Annotated in this window: 22 protein-coding genes; 11 read left to right on the top strand and 11 right to left on the bottom strand. The window is 66.8% G+C overall.

Translation table 11 applies throughout. The features are described 5' to 3' along the window. The first annotated feature begins 92 nt into the window (after positions 1-92). From kynU to ACFCQI_RS13465, 3 genes are all read left to right on the top strand, one after another. Positions 93-1,370 (top strand): kynureninase, encoded by a 1,278-nt coding sequence (kynU, locus tag ACFCQI_RS13475; RefSeq protein ID WP_395117463.1) that lies wholly within the window; start codon positions 93-95, stop codon positions 1,368-1,370. Between the two features lie 350 nt (positions 1,371-1,720). Continuing rightward, positions 1,721-2,098, top strand: a complete 378-nt coding sequence (locus ACFCQI_RS13470) for a hypothetical protein (RefSeq protein ID WP_395117209.1) — start codon at positions 1,721-1,723, stop codon at positions 2,096-2,098. Positions 2,099-2,165: 67 nt separating this feature from the next. Continuing rightward, positions 2,166-2,543 carry an Imm50 family immunity protein gene (locus ACFCQI_RS13465; RefSeq protein ID WP_395117207.1) on the top strand — a complete coding sequence of 126 codons (378 nt, stop codon included), beginning with the start codon at positions 2,166-2,168 and terminating at the stop codon, positions 2,541-2,543. A 32-nt stretch (positions 2,544-2,575) separates the two neighbouring features. Here the strand turns inward: ACFCQI_RS13465 and ACFCQI_RS13460 are convergent. Next, positions 2,576-3,732 (bottom strand): IS3 family transposase gene (locus ACFCQI_RS13460; RefSeq protein WP_395116043.1). Its coding sequence is split into 2 segments (ribosomal slippage): positions 2,576-3,483 and positions 3,483-3,732, totalling 1,158 coding nucleotides; the frame shifts between segments, so codons are not numbered across the junction. Between the two features lie 1,126 nt (positions 3,733-4,858). Next, entirely contained in the window at positions 4,859-5,938 is a 1,080-nt protein-coding gene (locus tag ACFCQI_RS13455) for an IS110 family transposase (protein ID WP_395117203.1), read from the bottom strand. Positions 5,939-6,072: 134 nt separating this feature from the next. Here ACFCQI_RS13455 and ACFCQI_RS13450 point away from each other — a divergent pair, with 134 nt between their 5' ends. The 3 genes from ACFCQI_RS13450 (at position 6,073) to ACFCQI_RS13440 (ending at position 8,234) form a co-directional block, all read left to right on the top strand. Continuing rightward, a complete protein-coding gene (locus ACFCQI_RS13450) occupies positions 6,073-6,603 on the top strand; it encodes a GNAT family N-acetyltransferase (protein ID WP_395117460.1) in 531 nt (176 codons plus the stop codon). Positions 6,604-6,676: 73 nt separating this feature from the next. Then, positions 6,677-7,354 (top strand): hypothetical protein, encoded by a 678-nt coding sequence (locus tag ACFCQI_RS13445; RefSeq protein ID WP_395117458.1) that lies wholly within the window; start codon positions 6,677-6,679, stop codon positions 7,352-7,354. 412 nt (positions 7,355-7,766) lie between these two features. Beyond that, the gene (locus ACFCQI_RS13440; protein WP_395117456.1) at positions 7,767-8,234 is read left to right on the top strand and encodes a hypothetical protein; all 468 of its coding nucleotides are present in this window, start codon (positions 7,767-7,769) and stop codon (positions 8,232-8,234) included. 328 nt (positions 8,235-8,562) lie between these two features. Here ACFCQI_RS13440 and ACFCQI_RS13435 read toward each other — a convergent pair whose 3' ends face one another. Together ACFCQI_RS13435 and ACFCQI_RS13430 are read right to left on the bottom strand one after the other, a co-directional pair. After that, positions 8,563-9,210 (bottom strand): hypothetical protein, encoded by a 648-nt coding sequence (locus ACFCQI_RS13435; RefSeq protein WP_395117454.1) that lies wholly within the window; start codon positions 9,208-9,210, stop codon positions 8,563-8,565. A gap of 29 nt (positions 9,211-9,239) precedes the next feature. Next, complete coding sequence (locus ACFCQI_RS13430; RefSeq protein ID WP_395117452.1) at positions 9,240-10,100, bottom strand: TrmB family transcriptional regulator; 861 nt, start codon at positions 10,098-10,100, stop codon at positions 9,240-9,242. A gap of 166 nt (positions 10,101-10,266) precedes the next feature. Between ACFCQI_RS13430 and ACFCQI_RS13425 the strand changes: the two genes are divergently transcribed. Next, complete coding sequence (locus ACFCQI_RS13425) at positions 10,267-11,103, top strand: class I SAM-dependent methyltransferase (RefSeq protein ID WP_395117450.1); 837 nt, start codon at positions 10,267-10,269, stop codon at positions 11,101-11,103. A gap of 127 nt (positions 11,104-11,230) precedes the next feature. Here ACFCQI_RS13425 and ACFCQI_RS13420 read toward each other — a convergent pair whose 3' ends face one another. The 3 genes from ACFCQI_RS13420 to ACFCQI_RS13410 all read right to left on the bottom strand — a co-directional run bounded on the left by ACFCQI_RS13420 (position 11,231) and on the right by ACFCQI_RS13410 (position 15,584). Further along, the gene (locus ACFCQI_RS13420) at positions 11,231-12,445 is read right to left on the bottom strand and encodes a serine hydrolase domain-containing protein (RefSeq protein ID WP_395117448.1); all 1,215 of its coding nucleotides are present in this window, start codon (positions 12,443-12,445) and stop codon (positions 11,231-11,233) included. Positions 12,446-12,777: 332 nt separating this feature from the next. Further along, positions 12,778-13,635: an endonuclease/exonuclease/phosphatase family protein gene (locus ACFCQI_RS13415; protein WP_395117446.1), complete on the bottom strand. Its 858-nt coding sequence runs from the start codon at positions 13,633-13,635 to the stop codon at positions 12,778-12,780. A gap of 32 nt (positions 13,636-13,667) precedes the next feature. Next, complete coding sequence (locus ACFCQI_RS13410; protein WP_395121362.1) at positions 13,668-15,584, bottom strand: M61 family metallopeptidase; 1,917 nt, start codon at positions 15,582-15,584, stop codon at positions 13,668-13,670. Between the two features lie 368 nt (positions 15,585-15,952). On the opposite strand from ACFCQI_RS13410, the gene ACFCQI_RS13405 reads away from it, so the two are divergent. The 4 genes from ACFCQI_RS13405 to ACFCQI_RS13390 all read left to right on the top strand — a co-directional run bounded on the left by ACFCQI_RS13405 (position 15,953) and on the right by ACFCQI_RS13390 (position 20,105). Next, positions 15,953-17,218, top strand: coding sequence for an MFS transporter (locus tag ACFCQI_RS13405; protein WP_395117444.1), 1,266 nt, complete (start codon positions 15,953-15,955; stop codon positions 17,216-17,218). Positions 17,219-17,266: 48 nt separating this feature from the next. Then, positions 17,267-18,559, top strand: a complete 1,293-nt coding sequence (locus tag ACFCQI_RS13400; protein ID WP_395117442.1) for a M24 family metallopeptidase — start codon at positions 17,267-17,269, stop codon at positions 18,557-18,559. A gap of 72 nt (positions 18,560-18,631) precedes the next feature. Further along, positions 18,632-19,315, top strand: coding sequence for an SDR family NAD(P)-dependent oxidoreductase (locus ACFCQI_RS13395; protein WP_395117440.1), 684 nt, complete (start codon positions 18,632-18,634; stop codon positions 19,313-19,315). 40 nt (positions 19,316-19,355) lie between these two features. Next, positions 19,356-20,105, top strand: a complete 750-nt coding sequence (locus ACFCQI_RS13390; protein WP_395117438.1) for a class I SAM-dependent methyltransferase — start codon at positions 19,356-19,358, stop codon at positions 20,103-20,105. A gap of 42 nt (positions 20,106-20,147) precedes the next feature. Here ACFCQI_RS13390 and ACFCQI_RS13385 read toward each other — a convergent pair whose 3' ends face one another. The 4 genes from ACFCQI_RS13385 to ACFCQI_RS13370 all read right to left on the bottom strand — a co-directional run bounded on the left by ACFCQI_RS13385 (position 20,148) and on the right by ACFCQI_RS13370 (position 23,781). After that, the gene (locus ACFCQI_RS13385; protein WP_395117436.1) at positions 20,148-20,828 is read right to left on the bottom strand and encodes a glutathione S-transferase N-terminal domain-containing protein; all 681 of its coding nucleotides are present in this window, start codon (positions 20,826-20,828) and stop codon (positions 20,148-20,150) included. 41 nt (positions 20,829-20,869) lie between these two features. Beyond that, positions 20,870-22,300: a hypothetical protein gene (locus ACFCQI_RS13380; RefSeq protein WP_395117434.1), complete on the bottom strand. Its 1,431-nt coding sequence runs from the start codon at positions 22,298-22,300 to the stop codon at positions 20,870-20,872. Between the two features lie 20 nt (positions 22,301-22,320). Then, positions 22,321-23,379 carry a radical SAM protein gene (locus tag ACFCQI_RS13375; RefSeq protein ID WP_395117432.1) on the bottom strand — a complete coding sequence of 353 codons (1,059 nt, stop codon included), beginning with the start codon at positions 23,377-23,379 and terminating at the stop codon, positions 22,321-22,323. 69 nt (positions 23,380-23,448) lie between these two features. Then, entirely contained in the window at positions 23,449-23,781 is a 333-nt protein-coding gene (locus tag ACFCQI_RS13370) for a hypothetical protein (protein WP_395117430.1), read from the bottom strand. Positions 23,782-24,056 lie beyond the last annotated feature (275 nt).

The raw sequence follows: 24,056 nt of genomic DNA, 5'->3' as shown, positions 1-24,056 counted from the left end.
CGCAACCCCTGCAGGAGCGCGCTCGCGCACGATGCTCTCCGTCACGCCGACGAAAAGCGCGCCAGCCGCTCCCACCGAAACAGGACACCACCATGCCCGACTACCAGCCCACCGCTGCGTGGGCCGCCGCCCGCGATGCCGCCGATCCGCTGCGCGCGTTCCGAGACGAGTTCCTGATCCCGCCGCACGAAGGCTGCGACAGCGCCTATTTCTGCGGCAACTCGCTCGGCCTGCAGCCGCGCGCCGTGCGCGAGGCGGTCAACGCGGAGCTGGACTACTGGGGCGAGCTGGGCGTGGAAGGCCACTTCAAGGGTCGCCTGCCGTGGATGGACTACCACGAGTTCGTGCGCGACGACCTCGCCGCCGTGGTCGGTGCGCTGCCCACCGAAGTAGTGGCCATGAATACCCTGGGCGTGAACCTGCACCTGATGATGGTGAGTTTCTACCGCCCCACCGCCGAACGCCCGGCGATCCTGATCGAGGCCGGCGCCTTCCCCACCGATCGCTACGCGGTGGAATCGCAGATCCGCTTCCACGGTTTTGATCCCTCCACGGCATTGATCAAACTGGAAGCCGACGAGCCGAACGGCATTGTTTCCATCGCCGCCATCGAGCGCGTGCTGGCCGAACACGGCTCGCGCATCGCCCTGGTGATGCTGCCCGGCGTGCAGTACCGCACCGGCCAGGCGTTCGACCTCAAGGCCATCACCGCGCTGGCGCATCGGCACGGCTGCACCGTGGGCTTCGACCTCGCCCACGCCGTCGGCAACCTGCCGCTGCAACTGCACGACAGCGGCGCCGACTTCGCGATCTGGTGCAGCTACAAATACCTGAACAGCGGACCCGGTGCCGTCGGCGGCGCCTTCGTGCACGAGCGCCACGCCAAGGCCGTGTTGCCGCGTTTCGCCGGCTGGTGGGGCCACGACAAGACCACGCGCTTCCAGATGGGCCCCCGGTTCGTGCCCACGCCCGGCGCTGACGGCTGGCAGCTCTCCAACCCGCCGATCCTGGCGCTGGCCCCCCTGCGCGTGTCGCTGGAAATTTTCCGCCGCGCCGGCATGGATGCCCTGCGCCAAAAATCGTTGGCGCTCACCGGCTACCTCGAATGGCTGGTGCAGACGCAACTGGCCGACGTACTGCAGGTCGTCACCCCCGCCGACCCCGAACGCCGCGGCGCCCAACTCTCCATCCGCGTGATCGAAGGCCGCGAACGCGGCCGCGCACTGTTCGATTATCTGATGGCCCACGGCGTCATCGGCGACTGGCGCGAACCCGACGTGATCCGCATCTCGCCCGCGCCGCTGTACAACCGCTTCGCGGATTGCGTGGCGTTTGCGGAGGCGGCACGCGAGTGGAGTCGCGGCGGCTGACCCGACCGCTACCGGATGATTGCCGGTCCCGACGCGATCCGGCGACCCAGGCGCATGTCGCACCGCAAGGCCCCATTGGCCCGCTGGCCAGACCGCGTCCGAAAATCCGGCGCCCCACCACACGAAAACCCGGCACTTTCGCCCCCGTTACACCCCCACTCCCGAGGGTGTAACTCATACACCCTCAAAAGTGCCTGATAACACCGAGCCGCAAACCCCGTACCCGCCCCCACACCGCGGCGCAACCGGATGATCCGTCGCAGAAATCCCCCGCTTGAACGATGGGAAGTGGAGCCGCATACTCCGAGCAACACCCCATTTTTGGGGTCTACTTAGCGTTAGGTTCCCAAGTGAAACTCCGCGCATTCGCAAAAATTCTTTCGTTCCTGGCAGGCTTGTGTCTTGCCGCCGTCGGCGTGGCGTGGCTTTTTATTGCATCATCTGGCGCGGTTAAAGCCAGTCCCTTCGCTGGCTACCTTGTCGGCGCTGGGTTCCTGTCGGTTGCCGCGCCATTGCTGGCGTTCCCTTTTTCCATTCGTGTCGCCAAGGCTTTGGTTGCTTTGGTCATGGTCGGTCTTGCGGTCGGCATGCTTTGGCTCGCGTTCCGGCCCGACTCGCCTTCAAGTCATCCGTCGCTAGTTCAAGCCGCCGCAATTGCGTTTGCTGTAACGTTGTTCGCACGTATTGGGCTGGCACTTCGCCGCAAGCGTTCGGCGTTGGGCACCTAACCACTCGTCCAAGCGGACGTGCGAAAAGCCGCACGCCGCTTAACTCCAGCGTTAGGTGCCACAAGAAATGATCTCGCACTCCGACCTTGTCGAGTCTATCTTTGGTTACTGGCCAAACTTTGCAGATGGCCATATCGAACTGTTCTCGTTCGAGCACCCAGGCATCATCAAGTTGCGAATTTCCTACATTGACGCTGAACTCGCCAAGGCGGCTAAGATTAGCCTTCAGTTCACTGGCGTGCATAACATTGCACTTTCCGAAATGTTCGATGGGAACTACCTTGACGTACTGAGCATCTCTGGTGAGTCTCCGCTCCTAGTGGAGCTCGAGGCTTGCTCGGGTCTTCAGGGTACTTTTGCATGTGCATCAGCGGAGGTTACCGCGGTGGCACCTAACCCATCGTTCGAGGCGGACGGCGCCGCCGCCGCTCAACTCAAGCGTTAGCACTCAAGAGCATGGAGCTCTGCACATGGGTTCTACCCCGTTTCCACGGACGGTTTGATTAAGGCTGAAAACTCCCGGTCGCGCCGGGCAACTCTACGACGCATGCGCGGGTTGTGGAACCGCTCGAGGTAATCGAACAGATCGGCCCGCGCCTCGTCGCGAGTCCGGTAGCAGCGATGGTGCACCCGCTCTCTTTTGAGCATCCCGAAGAAGCCCTCGCAGGCTGCGTTGTCGGCGCAGTGGCCGACCGCACTCATGCTGCTCACCAAGGCGTTCCCGCCCAGGAACTTCTGATACGTGCCGCTGATGAACTGGCCACCGCGATCGGAGTGCAGGATGACCTCCGAGCTTTCCTGCCGCTGCCACACCGCCATCTGCACCGCCCGCACGACCATGTGGCGATCCTGGCGGTGATGCATCGACCAGCCCACGACGAGCTTGCTGTACAGATCGACCACGACGCACAGATATAGCTTGCCTTCCTGCGTCACGACCTCGGTGATGTCCGTGACCCACTTGGTCTCCGGCTCGCTGGCGTGGAAGTCCCGTTCCAGCCGGTTCTCGATCCCCACGGGCCGGGCGCCCGGCTTGCCGCCGAAGCGACGCTTGGTCCGCCGTGGCCAGCCCTGCAGGCCAGCGCGGGCCATCAGGCGAGCCACCCGATTGACGCTGGCATGCATGCCCTCATCGACCAGGTCCTCTTGCATGCGTGGGGCGCCGATCACGCCCTTGCTGTCCTCGTGGATCTCCCGGATGCGCTCCAGCAGGCCCGCGTTGGCCCGCGCACGCGGGCCCGGCTTGCGCCCGACCCAAGCGTAGAAACCACTCGTTGAAACCTCTAGGCAGCGGCACATCATCCCGACGGGATAGTCGCTGCGGCAGCGCTCAATCACCGCGTACCGTTCGGTGATTGCTTCGCGAAGTACGCTGCCGCGTCTTTTAAAAAATCCCGTTCCTTCGTGACCCGTGCCAGTTCGCGCTTAAGGCGAGCGAGCTCCTCGTCACGCGGGGTACCACCCCCGGGGAAAGCTTTGCCGCCTCCCGCCTCGGCCTCCCGAACCCAGCGGGTCAGCATGTTCGGATTGACGCCGACCTCCAGGGCGACCTGGCGGCAGCTCGACTTCGACCGCCGAACCAGTTCGACGATCTCTTGTTTGTACTCAGGGCTGTAACGCTTGCGCTTGGACATGAACACTCCTCTGGCCCAGTATGGGGCTTAGTGAAAGTGTCCGCGGAATCGGGGTAGAACCCCATGTCCAACACTCGCATCACGTTTCGCAAAATTGCTACAGGCGCAGCATGTGGCCTGGTTGGTTTCGCGGTTGGCGGTTTCGTGGCCCGAGCAGCTGTACGCTACTTTGCAGGGTCACCGGCGTGGGAGCTCCCAGCAATCATTTGTGGTGCACTTGCTTTGTTTGTTGTTGCCGTCTTGGTTGTCGCGCCTGCTATCGGAGCAAAGGCATCCAATCGCAAGTAGCGCGCCGGCGTGCTAACCAGTCATCCAAGCGGACGGCTCCGCCGCCGCTTAATTCCAGCGTTAGGCCAACAATGCACACCATCGCAGTCAGCAAGGACAGGCCAGACTTCCGCGTCTTCATAGACCTGCTATATGGCGCAGATCGCAATGTCGACACTGAGGGCAACTCTTACCCTGTAAACAGCAGGACTTGGACGCATCTCTATATCGCTGATCGGGAAAGCGACGATCCCTCCGTCGAATTATTTGCTATCCAGGAGCAGCCCTTGCTCTTTTCAGTTGAGTCTTCATCGCCAAGGCTAGAAGAGCTTGCTGCGTTGTATCTCTACATGACTTGCGGTGCGTCCATAGCAAAGTCGTCACAGCCACTGAGTTCTGACATCATCTCTAGCCTTCAAGACAGGTATCGTTCCGAGCTGCAAAGAGCTGAAAATGCCGTGTGGCACAGGTCATCAAATGACTCTCCCTACCCGCAGCAGGCCTAACAACTCCCGTAAGAGACTTCCGGTCAACCCCGGGCGCATGATGCTTTCGCCCTGGGCTTTCGGGCTGCTGCCGGTCATCGTGTTGTCCTGTTTGCTGCGTACTGCGTGTCAGTGCTTCATGGGTACAACGAATGTCAGGCTGCATTTCCGTAATCGGTCTTGTTGAGTCGATGCCGCCGACTCGGACCTTTGTATAAACCGCACCCGAAGACCTCGTTCGTTCATCGGACTGTCCGGTGCCCAGGGATCAGTCGGCACACCGTTTGGACGTCCATCTAGTTAGTCAGGTTCTCTCCGGGGTGGTCTGACCTGTTGTCTACCGTGTCGCGCTGACGTTGAATCGAAACTCGGTTTTACGCCGCCTGCACCGTGTGAGTTTGCTGGTGCATCGGATGCTGCAGGCAGGCACAGGGGTCGTAGTCGACGTCGTGCGCCAGCATCGCCCAGATCTGCCGGGCATGTTTGTTCGCGATGGCCACGATCACCTTGCCGAAAGGCATGCGTCCATCCAGGGTACGTATCCACAACTGTTCGGGCGTGGCCTTCTCGGTGGCCACGGCCTTCGCGCGCTGCAGACTGCTGCGGGCGCCCTGGATCAGCAACGTGCGCAGGTACGCATCCCCACGACAGCTGATCTCACCCAGCCGCGCATGCCCGCCGCTGGAGTGTTGGGTGGGCACCAGCCCCAGCCATGCCGCCATCTGCCGGCCGTGTTTGAACTCGCGCGCGTTGCCGACCGTGGCCACCGCCGCATCGGCGGTGATCGCGCCGACCCCGATGACCGCGCGCAGCCGCACACACTGCTCGTCATCGCGCGCGTGTATCTCGATGCGTGCATCGCACGCGTCGAGGTGCAGGCGCAACTGCTTCCAGTGCTCCGCCAGGTCACGCAACAGTTCCTTGAGCTCAGCCGGCAATCCGAGCTGCCCATCGAGGTCAGCCAGCTGGCGACGCAGCGCCAGATCGCTCTGCGCCACGACCACACCGAACTCGGCCAGCAGGCCGCGAATACGGTTGCCGATCGCCAGCGACTCGACCTTGTAGCCCTCGCGGACTCGATGCCATGACAACCGCACCTGCTGATCGATCGACTTGACCGGCACGAAACGCATGTTGCCCTGGCGGGCGGCTGTGGCGATCGCCTCGGCATCGGCCCGGTCGTTCTTGGTTCGGCGACCCTTGCGGAACGGCGTGACGAACTGGGCGGCGATGATCCGCGGCTGCAGACCGTACTCCAGGCAGCGCCGCGCCCAGTGGTGCGCCCCGCTGCACGCCTCCATCGCCACCACCGTGCCGGCCGGCAACTGCGCCAGCCACAGGCCAAACGGCTCGCGCCGTAGGTCCTGCCGCCGCAGCACATGGCCAGCGCCATCCATCTCACACGCTGAAAACAGGACTTTCGCCAAATCCACGCCGATGGTTATAGTGCTCATGGAGACTTCCTCTTCTGCTGACGGTTGTGTCGCAACACCATCATGGCCCTCGAGGCCGAAAGGGGAGGAAGTCTCTTTTTACTCGTTCGAGGCGGACGGCTACGCCGCCGCTTAACTCCAGCGTTAGGTTGCAGATGAAAATCAAGGTACGCCCGGCAGCGCAAGCAGATGCAGCGGTGGCTGTTGATGTAGTCCGCCGTTCGATCCAGCAGCTCTGTGTCGCCGACCACCAAGGAGACCCGGCCACCATCGCCACGTGGCTTGCCAACAAAACGCCAGAAAATTTCCTGCTCTGGCTCGCCAACCCAGACAACTTTTGTGTTGTCGCAGAGTCAGGTAATCACCTCTCAGGTGTTGGTCTCCTGCATCGCAGTGGCGAGATCCGACTGTTTTACCTAGCGCCAAATGCTCAGCGTCAAGGCATAGGTACAATGGTCCATGCCGAGCTCGAGGCTGCTGCAAGGCGATGGGGACTAAGCGCGTTACACCTGCACAGCACCGCCATGGCTCGGCCCTTCTACGAGGCGCTTGGCTATCATTCAACGGGGGCGCCGGTCTCACGTTTTGGGGTATTGCAGTGTTTCCCATACGCCATGCCGCTGCAACCTGACCACTCGTCCAAGCGGACGCGCGAAAAACCGCGCGCCGCTCAACTCCAGCGTTAGACCGCAGTAGAACGTTCCGGGGTGATCCACCGTGGCAACAAGAGCAGCGAAGCGCAGCAGGTTCTTCTTGTATATGTCGTTCGCATTTTTGGCGATCGGGGTCATCGGCTTCTCGACGACGTTCTTCTTTCCTCTGGCACGCGGCACGTTCGTAGCGCCACCGCTCATCCATACCCACGGGGCGCTGCTGTTCGGATGGCTGCTATTTTTCATTGCCCAGTCGTCGCTGATCCAGAGCAAGAGCATTTTGCTGCACCGGCGCCTTGGCGTGTTTGGGGCCTGTCTCTGCGCGGCCATCGTCGTGTCCGGTGTTCAAGTGGGCTTGTACGCCACGCGGAGGGACCTCGCGGGGGACGGCGGCAGCTTTGTCTTGGGCCAGTTCGTGAACATCCTGATCGAGATGCTGTTGTTTGGCTCGCTCGTCGCCGCCGCCATCGCACTGCGCCGGGATGGCGAGAGCCACAAACGACTTGTGCTGCTAGCCACCATTTCACTGCTCGGACCGGCCTGGGTAAGGTTCCGCCATATCTTCCCCTCGGTGGAGAATCCGTTTTTGGTCTTTTCTATCATCGCGGATTCCGTGCTGCTGGTTGCAATTGCACGTGACTTGCTGACGATCAAACGTGTGCATCCGGTCTATCTCTGGGCGGGCGGCGCAATGATCGCAGTCCATATGATTGAGCTGGCGGCAATTGAGAGTCCGGCATGGCAGAGCACCGCAAAGTGGTTGCTTGGTCAGGCTGCGGCCTAACCATTCATTGAGCCCGAAACCGACGGTTCCTACGGTTTAGTGGACACCTGAACTGACTTCTCAGGAGTCCACAGCATGCCCAAGCCAAGCCCACGAACCACCTGTCAATGAAGGCGTCGTCGAAGGTGGCCAGGTTGCAACCCTTGGGCAAGCACTGACGGATCACGTTTGTTTTCCGCCGATACCTCGCCCCATGAATGGTGCGGACCATCGGATCAAGTACACGCGCTTCGCCTGGCCCATGTCTGCGGCTATAGCGGCTATAGTGCTCGCGGGGACTTCCCTGTTGCTCTCCAGCGCGCCGCGGCCGCATGGCCGGCGGTGTCGCAGACAGGGGTGCTCTCCTTCCCGGCGGTTGCGCGCGAGACCTCGCGCCACCGATCCATTACCGACTTCAAGCGAGAGCACAAGGATGAGGAATCGACGTACTGCCACCCTGCTGGCGCCAGTGCTGTTCACGCTCATGGCCGTTGCGCCCCGACCGGCCTCGGCCGGCGTATACACCGACGACCTTTCGAAGTGCCTGGTATCGCGCACGACGTCCGAGCAGAAGGCCGTGCTGGTCAACTGGATGTTCTCCGCCATGTCACTCAACCCGGCGGTCTCGCGCTACGTGTCCATACCCGCAGCGCAACGCAAGCAGTTCAACATCGACATGGCGCAGCTGTTCGAGACGCTGCTGACGGTGACTTGCAAGAAGGAGATGCAGGCCGCCGTCAAGTACGAGGGGAGCGGCGCCGTGGGCGCGGCCTTCAACATGCTCGGACAGGTGGCCGGCAGGGAGTTGTTCTCGAACCCCGAGGTTGCCAAGGGCATGGCCGACCTCGAACAGTACATGGACCAGGACAAGCTCAAGGCGGTGATGTCGGCCGCGGAGTGACCCCATGCCGAGGCACCGTGCACCCTTGAAGGCCGCGGCGCGATGCTGCGGTTTTCCCGCCGCGGAGCCTCATGAAGAACGACGCGCCACGCGGCCCCGGCCTGCATGAGCCAGGCGAGCTGATGGGGCCGCGCCAGCAAGAACATCACGCTGGGCCGCACGCACCCGACGCTGCCGGTGGATGCCGCTGCGCCGATTCCGTTTCGCGGCAGCGACCCGGCTGCGGCTGCCGGTTCCGGTGAGCGCTGAAGCCACCGGCGACGCGCCGGGTTGAAAAAGGAAACGGAGGCCTGTGCCTCCGTTTCTGCATCGATTCCGTGGAAAGCCTTCAGTGCAATGAGGCCAGCTTCACGTTCTTCGCCTTCAGCGCCTGGGCGACGTCGTACATCGCCTGGTTGAGGATCTTGTGGGTGTTCTCGTCGGCTCCATGGCCGTACTTGGCGTCGATGTCCTGCATCACCTTGACGTGGATGTCGTGCGAGAGCGCCTTGTCGAACAGCAGGCCGGACCACCAGCTGCCGTCGGCAGCCGTGCCGGCGCTGACCAGGGTGCCGGCGAGCTTGGCGCCCTTGAGGTCGGCCGGCGCCGCAGGCAACGTCACGCCGGCTTCGGTGGCGCGCTTGAGGCCGTCGTTGACGGCGAAGGTCATGCCGTTGATGAAGTTGGTCACGCTCTCATGGCCGTACTGCTTGGTGAGCTTGGCCACCTCCGCGTTGACGGTCTTTTCGCCCAGCATCGAGACCAGTGCCGTGGAGAAGCTGAAGTTGTCGGCGCCGCCACCGGCCTTGACCAGCGCGGCGGTTACATCAAGTGCCGGAGCGCCGAGGTAAGTCTCGCCGCCGAACCAGTTCATCGCCGACGCGTTCATCTGCGCCTGCGGTGCCGCGGCCGGGGCTTCGGCGGAAATCGCCACGCTGGCAAAGGCGATGCCGCCCAGGGCCAACGCTGCTGCCAATACGTTTTTGCGCATGTTCATGGTCATCACTCCTCTTGCATGGAAACGCGTCACGCCGTTCGTGGCGTGGCGTCACTCAGTTCGCGCATGTGCGCGAGAAAATCTCCGGCCGGGTACAGGCCGTCGAGCAGGAGGCGACTCTCGGTCGACAGCAGGCCTTCGAAACGTCCGGCGAGCTCGCTGCCCAGGATCGCCAGCGTGGCGCTTTGCTGGATGTAGGCCGCCGTCAGCGAAACCACCAGCGGTTGCTCGGTGAATATCGCCGTGATGCCGCTGCCGGTGAAATAACCCAGCAGTGCCGCGTGATCGTCGCTGACCACCAGCAGCCAGCGCGCGCCGCCGGAAACCATGGCGCAGCGATGGAGGTCACCTACGCAGCCGCCGCATTCCACCTCGCAACCTTCCAGGCACAAGGTGGTGATGGCCACGCCGCGCTCTCGTGCGGCACGCAACGGCGCGGCCAGGTGCGCGGCCTCGGTGGGCTGCAGCGCGATGCGCAGGCTGGTCGCGCTGGCTTCGATCAGCTGTCCGGCGCGCTCCAGTACTTCGTCGTCGCGCAGGTTCAATACCATCGGCGGATGACGCTCGCGGGAAAGCCGCGACAGCGCCTCGCGGGCATCGCCCAACGCCCTGCGCCGATCGGCATCGATGTCGCGCAGGAGCTGTTTCGGCGCCGTGGCGACATAGGCCGCGCCAGCCGTGCGTTCGACCCGCACGGCCGCGCCGCGCGCCACCAGCTTGCCCGCCACCGCGTAGACGTTGGCGCGAGGAATGCCGCTGGCCTTGGCCAGCGCGTAGCCGTTGAGCTCGCCGCCGGCGACCAGCGCCGCATAGGCGCGCGCCTCGTACTCGGTGAAGCCGAGCTGGTGCAGCGCGTGCAGGATGTCGCTGCCTGGCTTATTAGTAGTCATGTGTATAGCTACTATACGCCGCGGCCGGCAAGGGTCAAACCTTTCCGGCCTCCGCCGGGCCGTCTGCCTGCCGCAAGGCAACCGGCGCGGGCCTGTACCATCACCGTGACGGGATGACCTGCCCGCCCGGCCAGCCGGCCCGATTTGCCGGCACAGGAATCGCCACTTGTCCCGTTATCACGGTCCGCTGCTGACCCGCCCGATCGCCGACGACCTGCTCGCCGCGCGCGATGCCGGCGCCGCCACCTGGACCGGTTCGCTCGACCTGGGCCTCAGCCACGACACGGTAGCGTTGCTGGCCGACGGCTGGCGCTGGCGCGACGCGCTCCATCCCTACCCCGGCAAGCTGAAGGAGCGCACGGTCTACTTTTTCGATGGCGATGACTTCGCGCCGGTGGCGCGCTTCGCCGGTTCGCTGATCAAGCTGGTGCCCACCGAGTGGGGCGTGCCCACGTTCGAAATCGACGGCATCAAGATGCTGCCCACGGCCAAGGCCTCGCCGCTCGCCGATGCGCAGCGCAAGGTGGCGCTGGTCGAACCGCGCGGCAAGGCGGTGCTCGATACCTGCGGCGGCCTTGGCTATTTCGCGGCGTGCTGCCTGGAGTCCGGCGTGGCGCGCGTCCAGTCGTTCGAGAAGAACGCCGACGTGCTGTGGCTGCGCACGCTCAACCCGTGGTCGCCCGACCCGGCCGCCAGCGACGGTCGTCTGCAGATGGAGCACGCCGACGTGGCGCAGGCCATCGGGCAACTCGCCGATGCCTCGTTCGATGCGCTGCTGCACGATCCGCCGCGCTTCGGCATCGCCGGCGAGCTGTACTCGCAGGCGTTCTACGGGGAGCTGGCGCGGGTGTTGCGTCGCGGCGGGCGGCTGTTCCACTACACCGGCAGCCCGAACAAGCTGACCAGCGGACGCGACGTGCCGCGCGAGGTGGCACGCCGGCTGGAGCAGGCGGGGTTCCGGGCGGAGCTGGCGCTGGACGGGGTGCTTGCCATACGGCGGTGAGCGGGTACGGCGGCGCTTCGACTCCGCCCGCTGCACGGGCTACGCTCAGCGGGATCAATGGGGACATGCAGGCGGCGCTCGCGGGAACCATGCAGCGCCCGGTGGTGGGCCGGGGCGAACGGGACGCTCAGCGGGAATGGCTGGGAGACCGGCGCTCGCCAACGGGTGCATCCGCGCCGCGCTGCACGGCCTTGATGAAGGCACGGCGCGAGGCCACCAGCGCCTTCGAGGTCGCCTGCGGCCACGCACCCACCTGCACGATCACGAGTTGCCGCGCCGGATCGACGTAGACCATCTGGCCGAAGATGCCGATCGCGGCGTAGCTGCCGTCGGCATCGGTCCACCACAGGTAGCCGTAGCCGTGGCCGGGGCTGGCCACCTCCTGCTGCTTGCGCATGGCACCGTGCAGCCACGCGTCGGCGATCACCGGCCGGCCGTCGATGCGGCCGCCGTCGAGCATGAACTGGCCGATGCGCGCGTAGTCGGCCAGGGTGGCGGAGAGCCCGCTGCCGCCGGTGTCGCTGCCGTCGCATTCGTCCTTCAGCCAGTACGCGTCCGAGGCCATGCCGTACGGCTTCCAGATCGTCTGCGACAGATAGCCCGCCAGCGACTGGCCGGTGGCGCGCTGGACCAGGATGCCGAGCAGGTCGGTTTCGGCGGTGTTGTAGTTCCAGTGCGTGCCGGCGGGATACGCGCGCGGCAATTTGGCAAGGTACGAGATCACGTGCGGCTGGCCGTTCTCGCAGGCGCTGCGGTACATCTGCGCCACGTCGGAACGCGGGTCGTCGTAATCCTCGTTCCAGCGCACACCGGAGGTCATCGTCAGCAATTGCTCCACGGTCACCTTGGCGTAGGCGGTGCCGCGCAATTGCGGGATGTAGGTCTCCAGCGTGTCGTCCATGCCGTGGATGTCGCCTCGACGCAGCGCGATGCCGAGCAGGGTCGAGGTGACCGACTTGGCCACCGAGAACGACGTCCAGCGCTGCGCTGGCCCGAAGCCGCTCGCGTAGCGCTGCAGGCGGATGCGGCCGTGCTGCAGCACCATCACGCCGGCCAGGTGGTGTTCGCTCATGTAGCCGGCCAGCGTGACGCCGGCGGCGTCCCAGCGCGGAACCAGCGGCTCACCCTCGGGCAAGGCGTGCACGTGGCTGCCGTGCGCCACGCGGTCGGCGGGAAACAGTTCGTACATGCGCGGAAACTGCGCCGTGCGCTGCGCCTGCGTCCAGAACAGCACGTCCTCGCGTTGCTGGCCCACGCTGGGCGCATCTTTGGCCAACAGCGGCAGCGGCACAGCCAGGCACAGCACGAGGGAAAGCAGACGCAAGCCGAGGGTCGAACGCATGGTGGTTCCGATGGTGGGGCGAACGCGATTGCGTCAGCCGGAGAATGGGCAAAGGCTGCATTCACCGGCGCGACAGCCGCTCAATTCTAGTCGTCAGCCTCACGGGTCGTCATGCCGCAGGTCAGCGACATGACACGCGTCGCTGGCATGGCGGTCGTGAAGAATGCACCGCCAGGTCGAATGCAGGACGACTCAAACCCGCCGGGGCCCCGCGGGAGCCCGCTCGCGGGCGATGCTCTTCACCTTGCGAATCCCGAATCCCGAATCCCGAATCCCTGACCCCGGCCCCAACAGCATCACCCGCCAGCAGGCTCGTGCAGGCCGGGCGTCGCTCATTGGACTGCGGCCGGCGTCGCCACCAGCTCGGCCACCACCGGGAAGTGATCGGAGGGATAGCGCGCACCTTCATGCGTGGTCACCGTGCTCACCGTGCGCGCCTTGAAGCCGCGGCTGAGAATCCAGTCGATGCGCCGGTCGGGCGTGCCGGTGAAGTTGTGGAACGTCCTTGCCGGGCCCGAGCGCGTGGCGGCTTCGATCCAGGCGTCATGCAAGCCGGCGGTCAGCTTCGCGTGCACCGGCGTGTCCGGCGCACAGTTGAAATCGCCGGTGAGGATGACCCGCGCATCGGCCGGCAGCTGGTCGATCCAGCGCAGGATTTTGGCGGCGCTGAGCATGCGCGGGCGCACGTCCTGGTCGCGGTAGGGGAAGTGCGTGTTGAGGTAGTCGAACGTGCCGCCGCCATCGCGCAAGCGGAACCGCGCCCAGGTGACCATGCGCGGATACGGCTGGCCCCAGGTGATGCTGCCGGGTACGTCCGGCGTGTCGGACAGCCAGAAATCGCCGGAGCGCAGCACCTCCAGCCGATCGGTGCGGTAGAACACGCCCATGTGCTCGCCCTTGCTGCCACCCTCGCGACCCTGGCCGAACCAGGCGTAGCCGGGCAGATGCGCGGCGAGGTATTCGCCCTGCTCCTCGGTCAGCTCCTGCGTGCCGAGCACGTCCGGGTGCTGCGCGCGGATCACCTGCACCATCAGCTCGCGCCGGTTCTCCCACGCGTTGGCACCCTGGTCCACCGGCACGCGCACGTTGAAGGTCATCACGCGCAGCGCAGCGTCGCGTGCCGGCGCGGCACTGCTCGCACCCATCGCCAGGGCGCAGGCAAGCATGGCAATCCAGTGACGTGGTTTCATGGCCTTCCTCCGTGCCGGGTGGTTCGCCCGATCTACTGCCGTGCCGCGATGATGTCGCCGAGGTAATCCGGCGTGCCCTCGATGCGCTGCAGGTGCGGATATTGCAGCCCGCCGTGGTAGTCCACCGCCACGGTGCGGAGGCTGCCCTGGTATTTCAGCAGCAGCTTGATCGGCGCCTGGTTGCCCTTGGCCGCGGTGATCGCGTCCTTGAGCACGTCGGTGCCGTACGCCTGCCCGTTCACCGCGACCACGGTGGCGCCGGTGCTCACGCCGGCCTTGAACGCCGGGCCGTCCCAGCGCACGTCGTTGATCTCCCCGCCCTTGGTCAACGTCAACCCGATCGACCAGGCGAAGTTGAAGATGTGCCGCGGCGATTCCGGGCGGCTCTCGTACTGCTTTTCATAAGTGCTGGGCTGGTCGGTGTAGACCAGCTTCCAGCCGGTAGCGGCCAGGCCGCTGGCCAGCGGGGGATCCAGCGTGTCCACGCGCGCGTGCAGGAAGCTCGCCCAGTCGTTCTTCGCCACGCCGTTCAGTGCCGCCACCACATCGTCGAAGGTATAGGTCCTGGTGACGAAGCTGCCGTCGTCGACGCCGAAGAAGGCACGGGCGAAATCATCCAGCGATTTGCGCCCGTGCGTGAGGCTGCGAATTTTTGCATCCACCGCCAGCCACATCATCTGGCCGCCGCTGTAGTACTCCTCGCTCATTTGCCAGCTGCGGTACGGCAGCGCCGCGCGCAGCGCAGCGGTGGGATCGTTGGTAGTGTCCTCCAGCGTGCGCCAGCCGAAGCCGACCCGGTTGCGGTCGTAATTGGCCGCGACCATCGCCAGCGCATCGCGGAACTGCTGCGCCGTCCACAGGCCGGAGCGCGCGGTCAGCACGAAGCCCCAGTACTGGGTCTGGCCCTCGTACACCCACAGCAGCGAATCGCCCATCGGCACGTTGAAGTTCGGCGTCCACAGATCCGCCGGACGGCGGAACTTGCCGTTCCACGAATGGGTGTACTCGTGCGCCAGCAGGTCGCGGTTGGGCGCGGTGTCGGACCAGGCGGTGAAGTAGTCCGCGTCCAGGCCGTTCTCGCTGGACTGGTGGTGCTCGGTACCGTTGCCGGCCAGCACGTCCGACAGCGAGAACAGGAAGTCGTAGTGGTCGTAGTGCTGCGAGCCGAACAGCTTCACCGCCTGGGTCACCAGCGCACGGTGCGCCTTCAGCTGCTGCGGGGTGATCTCCAGGTACTTCGGCGCATCCGCGACGATGTCCAGGTGCACCGGCACCTTGCTGTCCGGAGCAAGGTCCACGCGCTTGAAATAACGCCCCGCGTAGACCGGCGAATCCACCAGCGTGTTGAAGGTCACCGGCTTGAACGTGACGGTGTCGCCCTTGCGCGCCGAGGTTTCCAGCGCAGTGCCGAACTGCCAGCCCGGCGCCAGCGTGAGGCTGGGCGCGACCGTGATGCCGCGCGTGTAGTGCCCGGCCGGATACAGCGCGACCTTGCTCCACGCCATGTCCATCATGCGGTCGGTGATCTCGAAGCCGCCGCGGCGCGGCGACAGGTACTGGAACTGCACGTCCAGACTGGACGCGCCCGCGGGCACGTCGAGGTGGAACGCGTAGACGTTGTACTTGTCGCGCTTCCACGCCACCGGCTTGCCGTCGGCGCGGAGCTTCAGTCCGGCCAGCATGTCGATCGGGCCAGTGGGCGAGTGGTCGCCGGGAATCCATTGCGGATACAGCAAGGTCAGCGCGCCGGCCGTGACCGGAATCGTCTCCTGCACGCGGAAGATGCCCTGCGCCGTGTCGCTGGCATCGACATGCAGCGCGATCGTGCCGGCGTACGGCGCGTCCTGCGGGTCCGGCACCTGCAGGCTGCGCTGTTGCTGCGCCAGTGCGGTGCCGGCAAACAGCGCCAGCGAAGTCGCCAGCATGCAAGTGCAAGCCAGCCGGCGCATGGCCGACGAGCGGGCGGAAGGACGAGCGGGCATGGGCGACTCCGGAGGGCGACGGGAAAGGGCATCAAACTAGCACCACTGTCCCGGCGCATGGCAGTGGGCCCCTGTCCGCAGGAACCTGCGCCAGGGCTCCCGCGGGTAGCGTGCGACACGCTTTCCACGACCCGGCTCCCGGGTGACGCGGCACGGGTTGCCGGGTGGCGGGTTCGCGCGACGCAGGCATTTGCTTGGACGACGGCGACCCGCGGCGTATCCTGATCGGCGCTGATGGCCGACCGCGTGACTGCGCTGCCCGGTGCGGCCGGCGGCCCGATCCGGCGTGCGGCGTGGGCACGGCAGGCACCCCTCCACCCGTGATGCTTCCCCGCATGAAAGACACCGTGTCGAACACTTCCTCCCTCGCCACCGCCAGCGAAGCGGGCGGCGCGCCGCCGGTGATCGCGGCGGCGACCACCACGCCGCTGTCGACCACGCGCTACGGCGTGCTGGGCGCGGTGAGTTTCGTGCACGTGCTCAACGACATGATGCAGTCGGTGATCCTGGCGATCTACCCGCTGCTCAAGGGCGAGTTTGCGCTGAGCTTTTTCCAGATCGGCGCGATCACGCTGACCTTCCAGCTGACCGCCTCGCTGCTGCAGCCGGTGGTGGGCATGGTCACCGACCGGCATCCGCTGCCGTACACCCTGCCGGTCGGCATGTGCTTCACCCTGGCCGGCCTGTTGCTGATGTCGGTGGCGCCGAGCTACCCGGTGCTGTTGCTGGCGGTGGCGCTGATCGGCTGCGGCTCGTCGGCGTTCCATCCGGAATCCTCGCGGGTGGCGCGGATGGCCTCGGGCGGGCGCTATGGCCTGGCGCAGTCGGTGTTCCAGATCGGCGGCAACCTGGGCCAGGCGCTGGGGCCGCTGATGGCGGCGGGCGTGGTGCTCACGCTGGGCCGCGCGCACGTGGGCTGGTTCGGGCTGGCGGCGCTGCTGGGCATCGTGGTGCTGCTGCAGGTCAGCCGCTGGTACAGCCGACACATCGAGGAGCGCGTGCGCAAGCGCCTGGCCTCGGACCAGCCGCCGTTCCCCGCGCCGGTGGTGCGCCGCACGCTGGGCGTGCTGATGGTGCTGATGTTCTCCAAGTTCTTCTACCTGGCCAGCATCAGCAGCTACTACGAGTTCTACCTGATCCACCACTTCGGCCTGTCGATGACCACCGCCACGCACCTGCTGGCGGTGTTCCTGATGGCCGTGGCCGCCGGCACCCTGTTCGGTGGCCCGCTCGGCGACCGCATCGGGCGCAAGCAGGTGATCTGGGTGTCGATACTCGGCATCGCGCCGTTCACCCTGCTGCTGCCGCACGTGGGGCTGGCATGGACGGTGGGCCTGAGCTTGGTGATCGGCGTGGTGCTGGCATCGGCCTTCCCGGCGATCATCGTCTACGCGCAGGACATGATGCCCCACCGCGTCGGCATGGTGTCAGGCATGTTCTACGGGCTTTCGTTCGGCCTCGGCGGCATCGGCGCGGCCGTGCTCGGCGTGGTGGCGGACCACTACGGCATCGTGTTCGTGTACCAGGTCTGCGCGTTCCTGCCGCTGCTGGGATTGCTGGCGGTGTTCCTGCCCGACGTGCGACCGCCTGCGCGCGCGTGACCGCGCCGGGTGTGCGAACCTTTCATTCTCCATGCCAGGCGAACACCCATGAGCCACGATGAAACCCTCCAGCCATCGCGACGCCGCTTCCTGAAACACTCCGCGCTGGGCGCCGCTGCGCTGCCGCTGCTGGGCGCCGGTACCGCCAGTGCGAGCGACACGGGCAGTGCACTGCCGCCCTCGATCCTGGCGCTGGAACCGGTGGCGCCGCGCGCCGTGCCGATCACCGATGCCGAGCGCGAGGGACGCCTGCGCAAGGCACAGCGGCTGATGGCCGAGCACGGGATGGACGCGGTGTTCATGGGCGGCGGCAGTTCGCTCGAATACTTCACCGGCATGCACTGGTGGGTCAGCGAACGCACCACCGGCATGCTGCTGCCGAAATCGGGGGACCCGGTCTACATCACGCCGGCGTTCGAGCGCGAACGCACGCTGGAGCAGATCGCCTTCGGCAGGAAGGACGTGCGCACCTGGCAGGAGTTCGAGAGCCCGTACGCGCTGATCGCCGGCGTGCTCGCCGAATGGCGCATGGCCACCGGCACGCTGGGCATCGAGGAGCAACTGCGCTCGGCCACGCAGTTCGGCATCGCCGCCGCGGCGCCGCACGTGAAGCTGGTCAGCGCCACGCCGGTCACCGCCGGTTGCCGCGCGATCAAGAGCCCGGCCGAGCTGGCGTTGATGCAACTGGCCAACGACGCCACCCTGGCGGTGTACCACGCGGTGTGGAAGGCGTTGCAGCCGGGCATGACCCAGCAGCAGATTTCCGCCCTGGTGGATGCGGCCTACGCACGCCAGGGCCTGCGCGGCGACGCCAGCGTCAACGTCGGCGCGTTCACCGCCTCGCCGCACGGCTCGCCGCTGCCGCAGCACATCAGCGAGGGCACCGTGATCATGCTCGACGACGGCTGCAAGGTCGGCGGCTACCAGAGCGATCTCACCCGTACCTTCGTGCTGGGCAAGGCCAGCGACAAGATGAAGCGCGTGTTCGACATCGTGCACCGCGCGCAGCAGGCGGCGTTGAAGGCCGCGCACCCCGGCGCCACCATGGAATCGGTGGACGCCGCCGCGCGCAAGGTCATCGTCGACGCCGGCTACGGCCCCGGCTACAAGTACTTCAGCCACCGCCTCGGCCATGGCATCGGCATGGACATGCACGAGTGGTACTACCTCGTGCAGGGCAACAAGCGCGCGCTCGAAACGGGCATGACCTTCAGCGACGAGCCGGGCATCTACCTCCCCGGCGAGTTCGGCGTGCGGCTGGAGGACGACATGCACATCACCGACGACGGCGCACGCTGGTTCACCCCGCAGAGCCCGTCGATCGAACTGCCGTTCGGCTGATCGGCTGGCGTTTTCTTTGTACGGCCTGCGCGGCAGGCTATCCTGTCCGGCGGACAGCCTCGGGAGAACACCATGCAACTGGACCACCTGCGCGTCGCCGTCACCGGCGGTTTCGGCACCCTGGGCCTCGCCACGGTGCAGGCGGCGCTCGCCGCCGGCGCCCGCGTCGCCGCCATCGATCGTGCCCCCGCACCGAGCCCAGGCATCGGCGCGGCCAGCTGCATTGGCGGCGTCGACCTGGCCGATCCCGCCGCCGCGGCGAACGCGCTGGACACTGCCGCCGAGGCCATGGGCGGGCTCGACGCGCTGGTCAACATCGCCGGCATGTTTCGCTACGAGAGCGTGGCCGACGGCAACCCGGACACCTGGGACCTGCTCTACCGGGTCAACCTGCGCACCGCCGTCGCGGCGAGCCAGGCCGCGCTGAAACACCTGCATGCCGGCGGACGCATCATCAACATCGGCGCCGCGTCCGCGCTCAAGGCCGGCGCCGGCGTGGCGGCCTATACCGCCTCCAAGTCCGGCGTGATGCGCTTCACCGAATCGCTCGCCGAGGAGCTCAAGGAGCGCGACATCACCGTCAACGCGCTGCTGCCCAGCATCCTCGACACGCCGCCCAACCGCGCCGACATGCCGAAGGCCGACTTCACGCGCTGGGTCAAACCGGAGCAACTGGCCGACGTGATCGTGTTCCTGCTGTCGAAACAGTCCGCCGCCATCACCGGCGCCCTGATCCCGGTGACCGGGCGCGTGTGACCGCCGCCCCTCAACCCTCCAGCCGCCCACCACGACGCCCATGCCCACTCCCTCCGTGGCCAACCAGGCCAGCGCGCGCGCCGAGAACTTCCGCACCGGCTTCGCGGGCCAGCCGATGCGCGAGTACAAGGGCCTGCCGATCTACGCCGCCCCCGGATTGCATGAGGCGGCCACCGAACTGCTGGTCGGCGCGGCCAGCGCGGGCGCGCGCGTGCTGGAGTTCGGGGCCGGCAGCGGCGCGATGTCGTTGCGGCTGACCGACCTGGGTTTCCAGGTAACCGCCAGCGACCTGTTTCCCGAAAGCTTCAAGCCGACCGACGTGCCCTTCGTCGCGGCCGACCTCAACGGCGCGTTCGCCGCGCAATGGCCGCAGGGCTTCGACGCGGTGATGGCGCTGGAAATCGTCGAGCACCTGGAAAACCTCCGCGAGGTGCTGCGGCAGATCCGCGCCCTGCTGCCGGTCGGCGGGCAACTGGTGCTGTCCACGCCGAACATCGCCAACCCGGTCTCGCAGGCGCTGTTCCTGCGCACGGGCCAGTTCCAGTGGTTTCGCGACATCGACTACCGCGAACAGGGCCACATCACCCCGCTCAGCCCGTGGGTGCTGGAAAAGGCGCTGCAGGAAGCCGGCTTCACCATCCGCGCCGAACGCGCCGTCTCCAGCCCGTTCCGCCGCATCCGCCGGCTGGGCTGGACCGTGCGCCTGCTCGCACCCTGGTTCGCCTTGTTCAACGGCCTGCCACGCGCACGCCGCGGCGAGGTGTGGCTGGTGCGCGCGGAGGCGAGCTGACGTCGCCAGGCTCGGTGCAGCGCTTCGCCGGGGCCGACCGCTTCAATCCCGAGCGGGAGTGTCAAACCGATAAGCCGTGCTTCGCGCCGAAGCCCGCTGCCCGAAGGCGCGGGCGAAATCGCCGAGCCGCACATACGGCGCGAGTGGCACGGTGGTGCGGAAGGCCAAGTGTTCGAGCAGGCAGAACAGCGACACTTCCAGCATGCCCAGATCGTGCGGCGGCAGGGTGGCGATGATCGAGGGCGCCCGCTCGTCAAGCCACGCCAGTGCGTTGCGCAGGCCCGTGGCCGCCTTGACGAAGTAGATGCTGTCCGGCGAAAGCCCCGCGATCTGCGTGCCGAACCCGAGCTGCACCTGGGCCTGCATCGCGTGCCAGACCAGCTCCTGCGCGTTGCGCGCCGGCACGTCACGCAGATTCTCGGGCCAGAGAATCACGGCGGAGCGCGGGGCGAGCTCCGCCAGCGTGCGGCAGATGTTCTCGGTCCCGAAAACCACTGTCCCGCCATGACTGAGCACCGGCAACTTGAGGGCGGGGTTGCCCGTGTAGCTGCGCTCGTCCAGCGAGGCCAGGTCGTACACCGGCGCAAACTCGCAGGCCACGTCCAGCTCGTGCGCGAACATGCGTGCCAGACGGGTGTAGTGGGAACTGCTGCGCCCGGTGATGCGCGGCAGCGGGCTCGCAGCGGCCTCGTCGGATTGAACGGACATCGCGGCGCCTCGCACAGGAGAATCCCGTCATTATCGCCGCCGTCTGCGTCCCCCGATCAAGCGTCCTTCCCTCCCCCACCCGCCGGCAGCAGCACGCCCACGCCGAGCAGCGCGGCGATCGCGCCCAGCACGAAGATCACCGCCTCGCCGGAGGTGGCCAGGTGCGCCGACGGCAGCGCGCGGCTGACCCAGTCGATGCCGACTGCGTAGGCCAGCGTCATCAGGATCGCCGACGCCACGCCGATCGCCAACGCGTACCAGGCTCGGCGGCGCCCCTTGCCGCGGATGAACGCACCGAGGAGACCGCCGGCAACAGCCGCGGCCAGGAACAGCCACGGCGCGGTGAACACCACGGTGGCCGGTTGGGAAACCACGCCGGCGTCGGCGACACTCACGCTGGTGGAGCTGGCCGAATCAGAGCGCAGCCGCGCGGTGGCCACGCCCTGCGCGTCGAGCTTCACGTAGGTGGGGTCGAGCGAGCCGTGCTCGTTGCGCAGCGTCACCGGATAGCCGTCGGGCGTGACCAGGCCGCGGGCGCGCAGCGTGATCGCGGTCTGGCCGATGCCCCAGCCGGCGATCTGCGGGTTGGCGGCGATCACCTCGATGGTGGGTTTCACCACCGGCAGGTCGATCGCGTTGCCGCGATCCTGCGGGTCGGCGCTGACCGACACGTGATAGCGGTCGCCGGGGAAATCCGGCACGGTCACGCGCACCGCATGCCAGCGCCCGACGTCGGCGATGCTGAGCGGCGCGGGCGTCACGTCGGAGGCACCGGCCGCGGTGATCGCCACGGTGACCGGCGTGTTCAGCGGGCGCCGATCGGCGGGATCGTCGAGATTGGACAGCGCCACCGAGAAGCCGCCGCGCCAGGCGGAATGCGCAGCGTCCAGCACCAGCCCGGTGTTGTCGGCGATGAGCGCGGCCAGCCGCACCGGGCTGGCCTCCGCCCCGGTGGTGGCGCTCACCACATAACCCAGCCGCACGGCGGATGTCTGCGCCCCGGCCGGCAGCGCCGCGCGCAGCGGCGCCGACAGCGCCACCCGGGTCGCGCCGGTACCGGTGCGGGTGACGAAGACCGAACCCGGCCGTGCCTGTTCGGCAACCGTATCGGGATTGACCACTTCGGCATGGCTGCCGGACACCGCCTTCACCTCGCCGCTGCTCAGGGCCAGCGGGTCGAGATGGAACTTCTGCGCCGCCCGTGCGGCAGCCGGGCTGAGTACGGCGGCCGGCCTGGTGGTGGTTGCCGACGCCGGCAGGGGCGACTGTCCCGCCGCCACGTGCAGCATCGCATCACTCAACGCCACGTGTTGCTCCGCACTCGGGGCAGACACATGCGTGACGCTGCTCGCCGCCTTCGCCACCGGCACCAATGCCTCGTGCTTGTGCAACTGCTGCAGCGATTGCGCTGGCGGCTGCGCCAGCGCATCGACACTGCCGAGGCAGGCAAGGCCCGCGATCAACCCCATGGTGATGCATCTGCGCATGTCGTCCCCCGAGGGTTCGCCTAGGCCGTCAACCGCACCGGCGTCGTCAGCGGCCGCCGCGCCGGTCGATGCGCGCTGGCCGTGGTGATCGCGGCATACCAGTTGGTGAACGGCAGGTGCTCCGGCGCGTCGCGCATGCCGGCCCAGACCTGCTCGGCGAGATGGCGGAAGCGCGGATAGCGTTCGCGCTTCCAGCGCGCAGCCTGCGTGCGGAACGGGCCGCGATCGAGTCGCGCGATCGCATGGGTGGTGGCGAAGCCGTGCTGGATCGGCACCACCCAGCCATCCTCCTGCACCACCAGCGGCGAGACCAGCGCGGCCAGCCGCGCATCGGCGGCCACGTCCGCGGCCACCGCCGGGCCGGCAAAGGCACGGCAGGGTTCGCGCGCGATCAGCTGGCGATCGGCCACGTCGTACTGCAAGGTCAGCTGCCCGTGGTACTGCCGCTGCAGCCGCGCCACTTCGAGGAAACCGTACGCCAGCTCCAGGTCGTCCGGCGGACGCAGCTCGTACTCGCGGGCGCGGCCGACCTGTTCCAGCGGATGGATCTGCAGCAACCGCGCACCCTCGGCCGCGGCGAAGCCGGCGACCCAATCCAGCTCGGGCAGGTTGTCCATGGTCAGCGTGAAGATGAAACCGAACGGCACGCCGGCCGCGCGCAGCAGGTCGAGTTTGGCGCGCATCTGCTCGAACGCATGCGCGCGGTTGCGCATGCGGTTGTGGCTCTCCGGCACGCCATCGAGGCTGATCGCCAGCAGCCCGAGATGCGGCGCCAGTTGCGCCAGCCGCCGCGCATCGAGCAGCAAACCGTTGCTGGTGACCGAGGTGGCGAAACCCAGCGACCGCGCGCAGGCCAGCAGGCGCGGCAGCGGCTTCCAGGTCAGCGGTTCGCCGCCGGACATGCCGATCGCGTTGTAACCCTCGCCCGCTGCGTCGGCGAGGAAGCGTTCGAGCAGCTCCACGTCCAGCTCGCCGCGCTGCTCCGGACCGGAGGTCGAGTAGCAATGCCGGCAACGCAGGTTGCAGCGCAGCGTGGGGTGGATCTGGATGACGTTGACGACGTCGCCGGTCGGGCCCATGACGTTCTCGCGGCAAGGCAACGGCGGCCGGGCGATGGCTCCCGGCCGCGTGGATGCATCAGTCGGCCTCTAGCGACCGGCGTCGCGGATATTCACTTCGAGCCGGAACCACTCCGGCACCGGGATGCCGTAGGGGAAGCACGATGCGCTGACCTGCAGCGTCGGACCGTTCAGCCGCATCAGCTGGCTCACCACCGGGCCGAGTTGCTTGGCGTTGACCTCCAGTTGTGCCTGGATCAGGTCGATCGCCGGCTGTCCGTATTTCCACCACCACTTCACTTCGTAATCGCCGCGTGCCACGCCGAGCGCCTTGGCGATGCCGGCGTGATCGTGCGGCTTGAGGGCGAACAGTTTGGCCGAGCCCCTGTTCGCGTTGCTTGTGATCTTGCGAGTCGTGGCCATGAAGAAGCCTCCTGCGCTGGATTGCCGGTTGCCCGGGCGAAGGCGGCTGCGACAACCGGAACCCGGCGGCCTGCCCGCCGCCGGAGTCCGATCGCCCGCCCCCGACGCCATGTCCAGCAAGCGACATGCCAGCACGCAACGACACCGCGACCGCGCCGCAGCGCGGCCGCCGCACGTCCACGCGCCGCGAACCGGGGCGCGAATGACCCGCTACCGCGTTCCCCCGGGTCAGGTGATACCCACCAGGCGTCATTCCTATTTGCACACTGCCGTGC

The sequence above is a fragment of the Rhodanobacter sp. FW102-FHT14D06 genome (genome assembly GCF_043950705.1).
Classification (GTDB): domain Bacteria; phylum Pseudomonadota; class Gammaproteobacteria; order Xanthomonadales; family Rhodanobacteraceae; genus Rhodanobacter.
The sequence above is the reverse complement of the archived record's forward strand: the minus strand, read 5'-3'. Positions and strand labels throughout refer to the sequence as shown.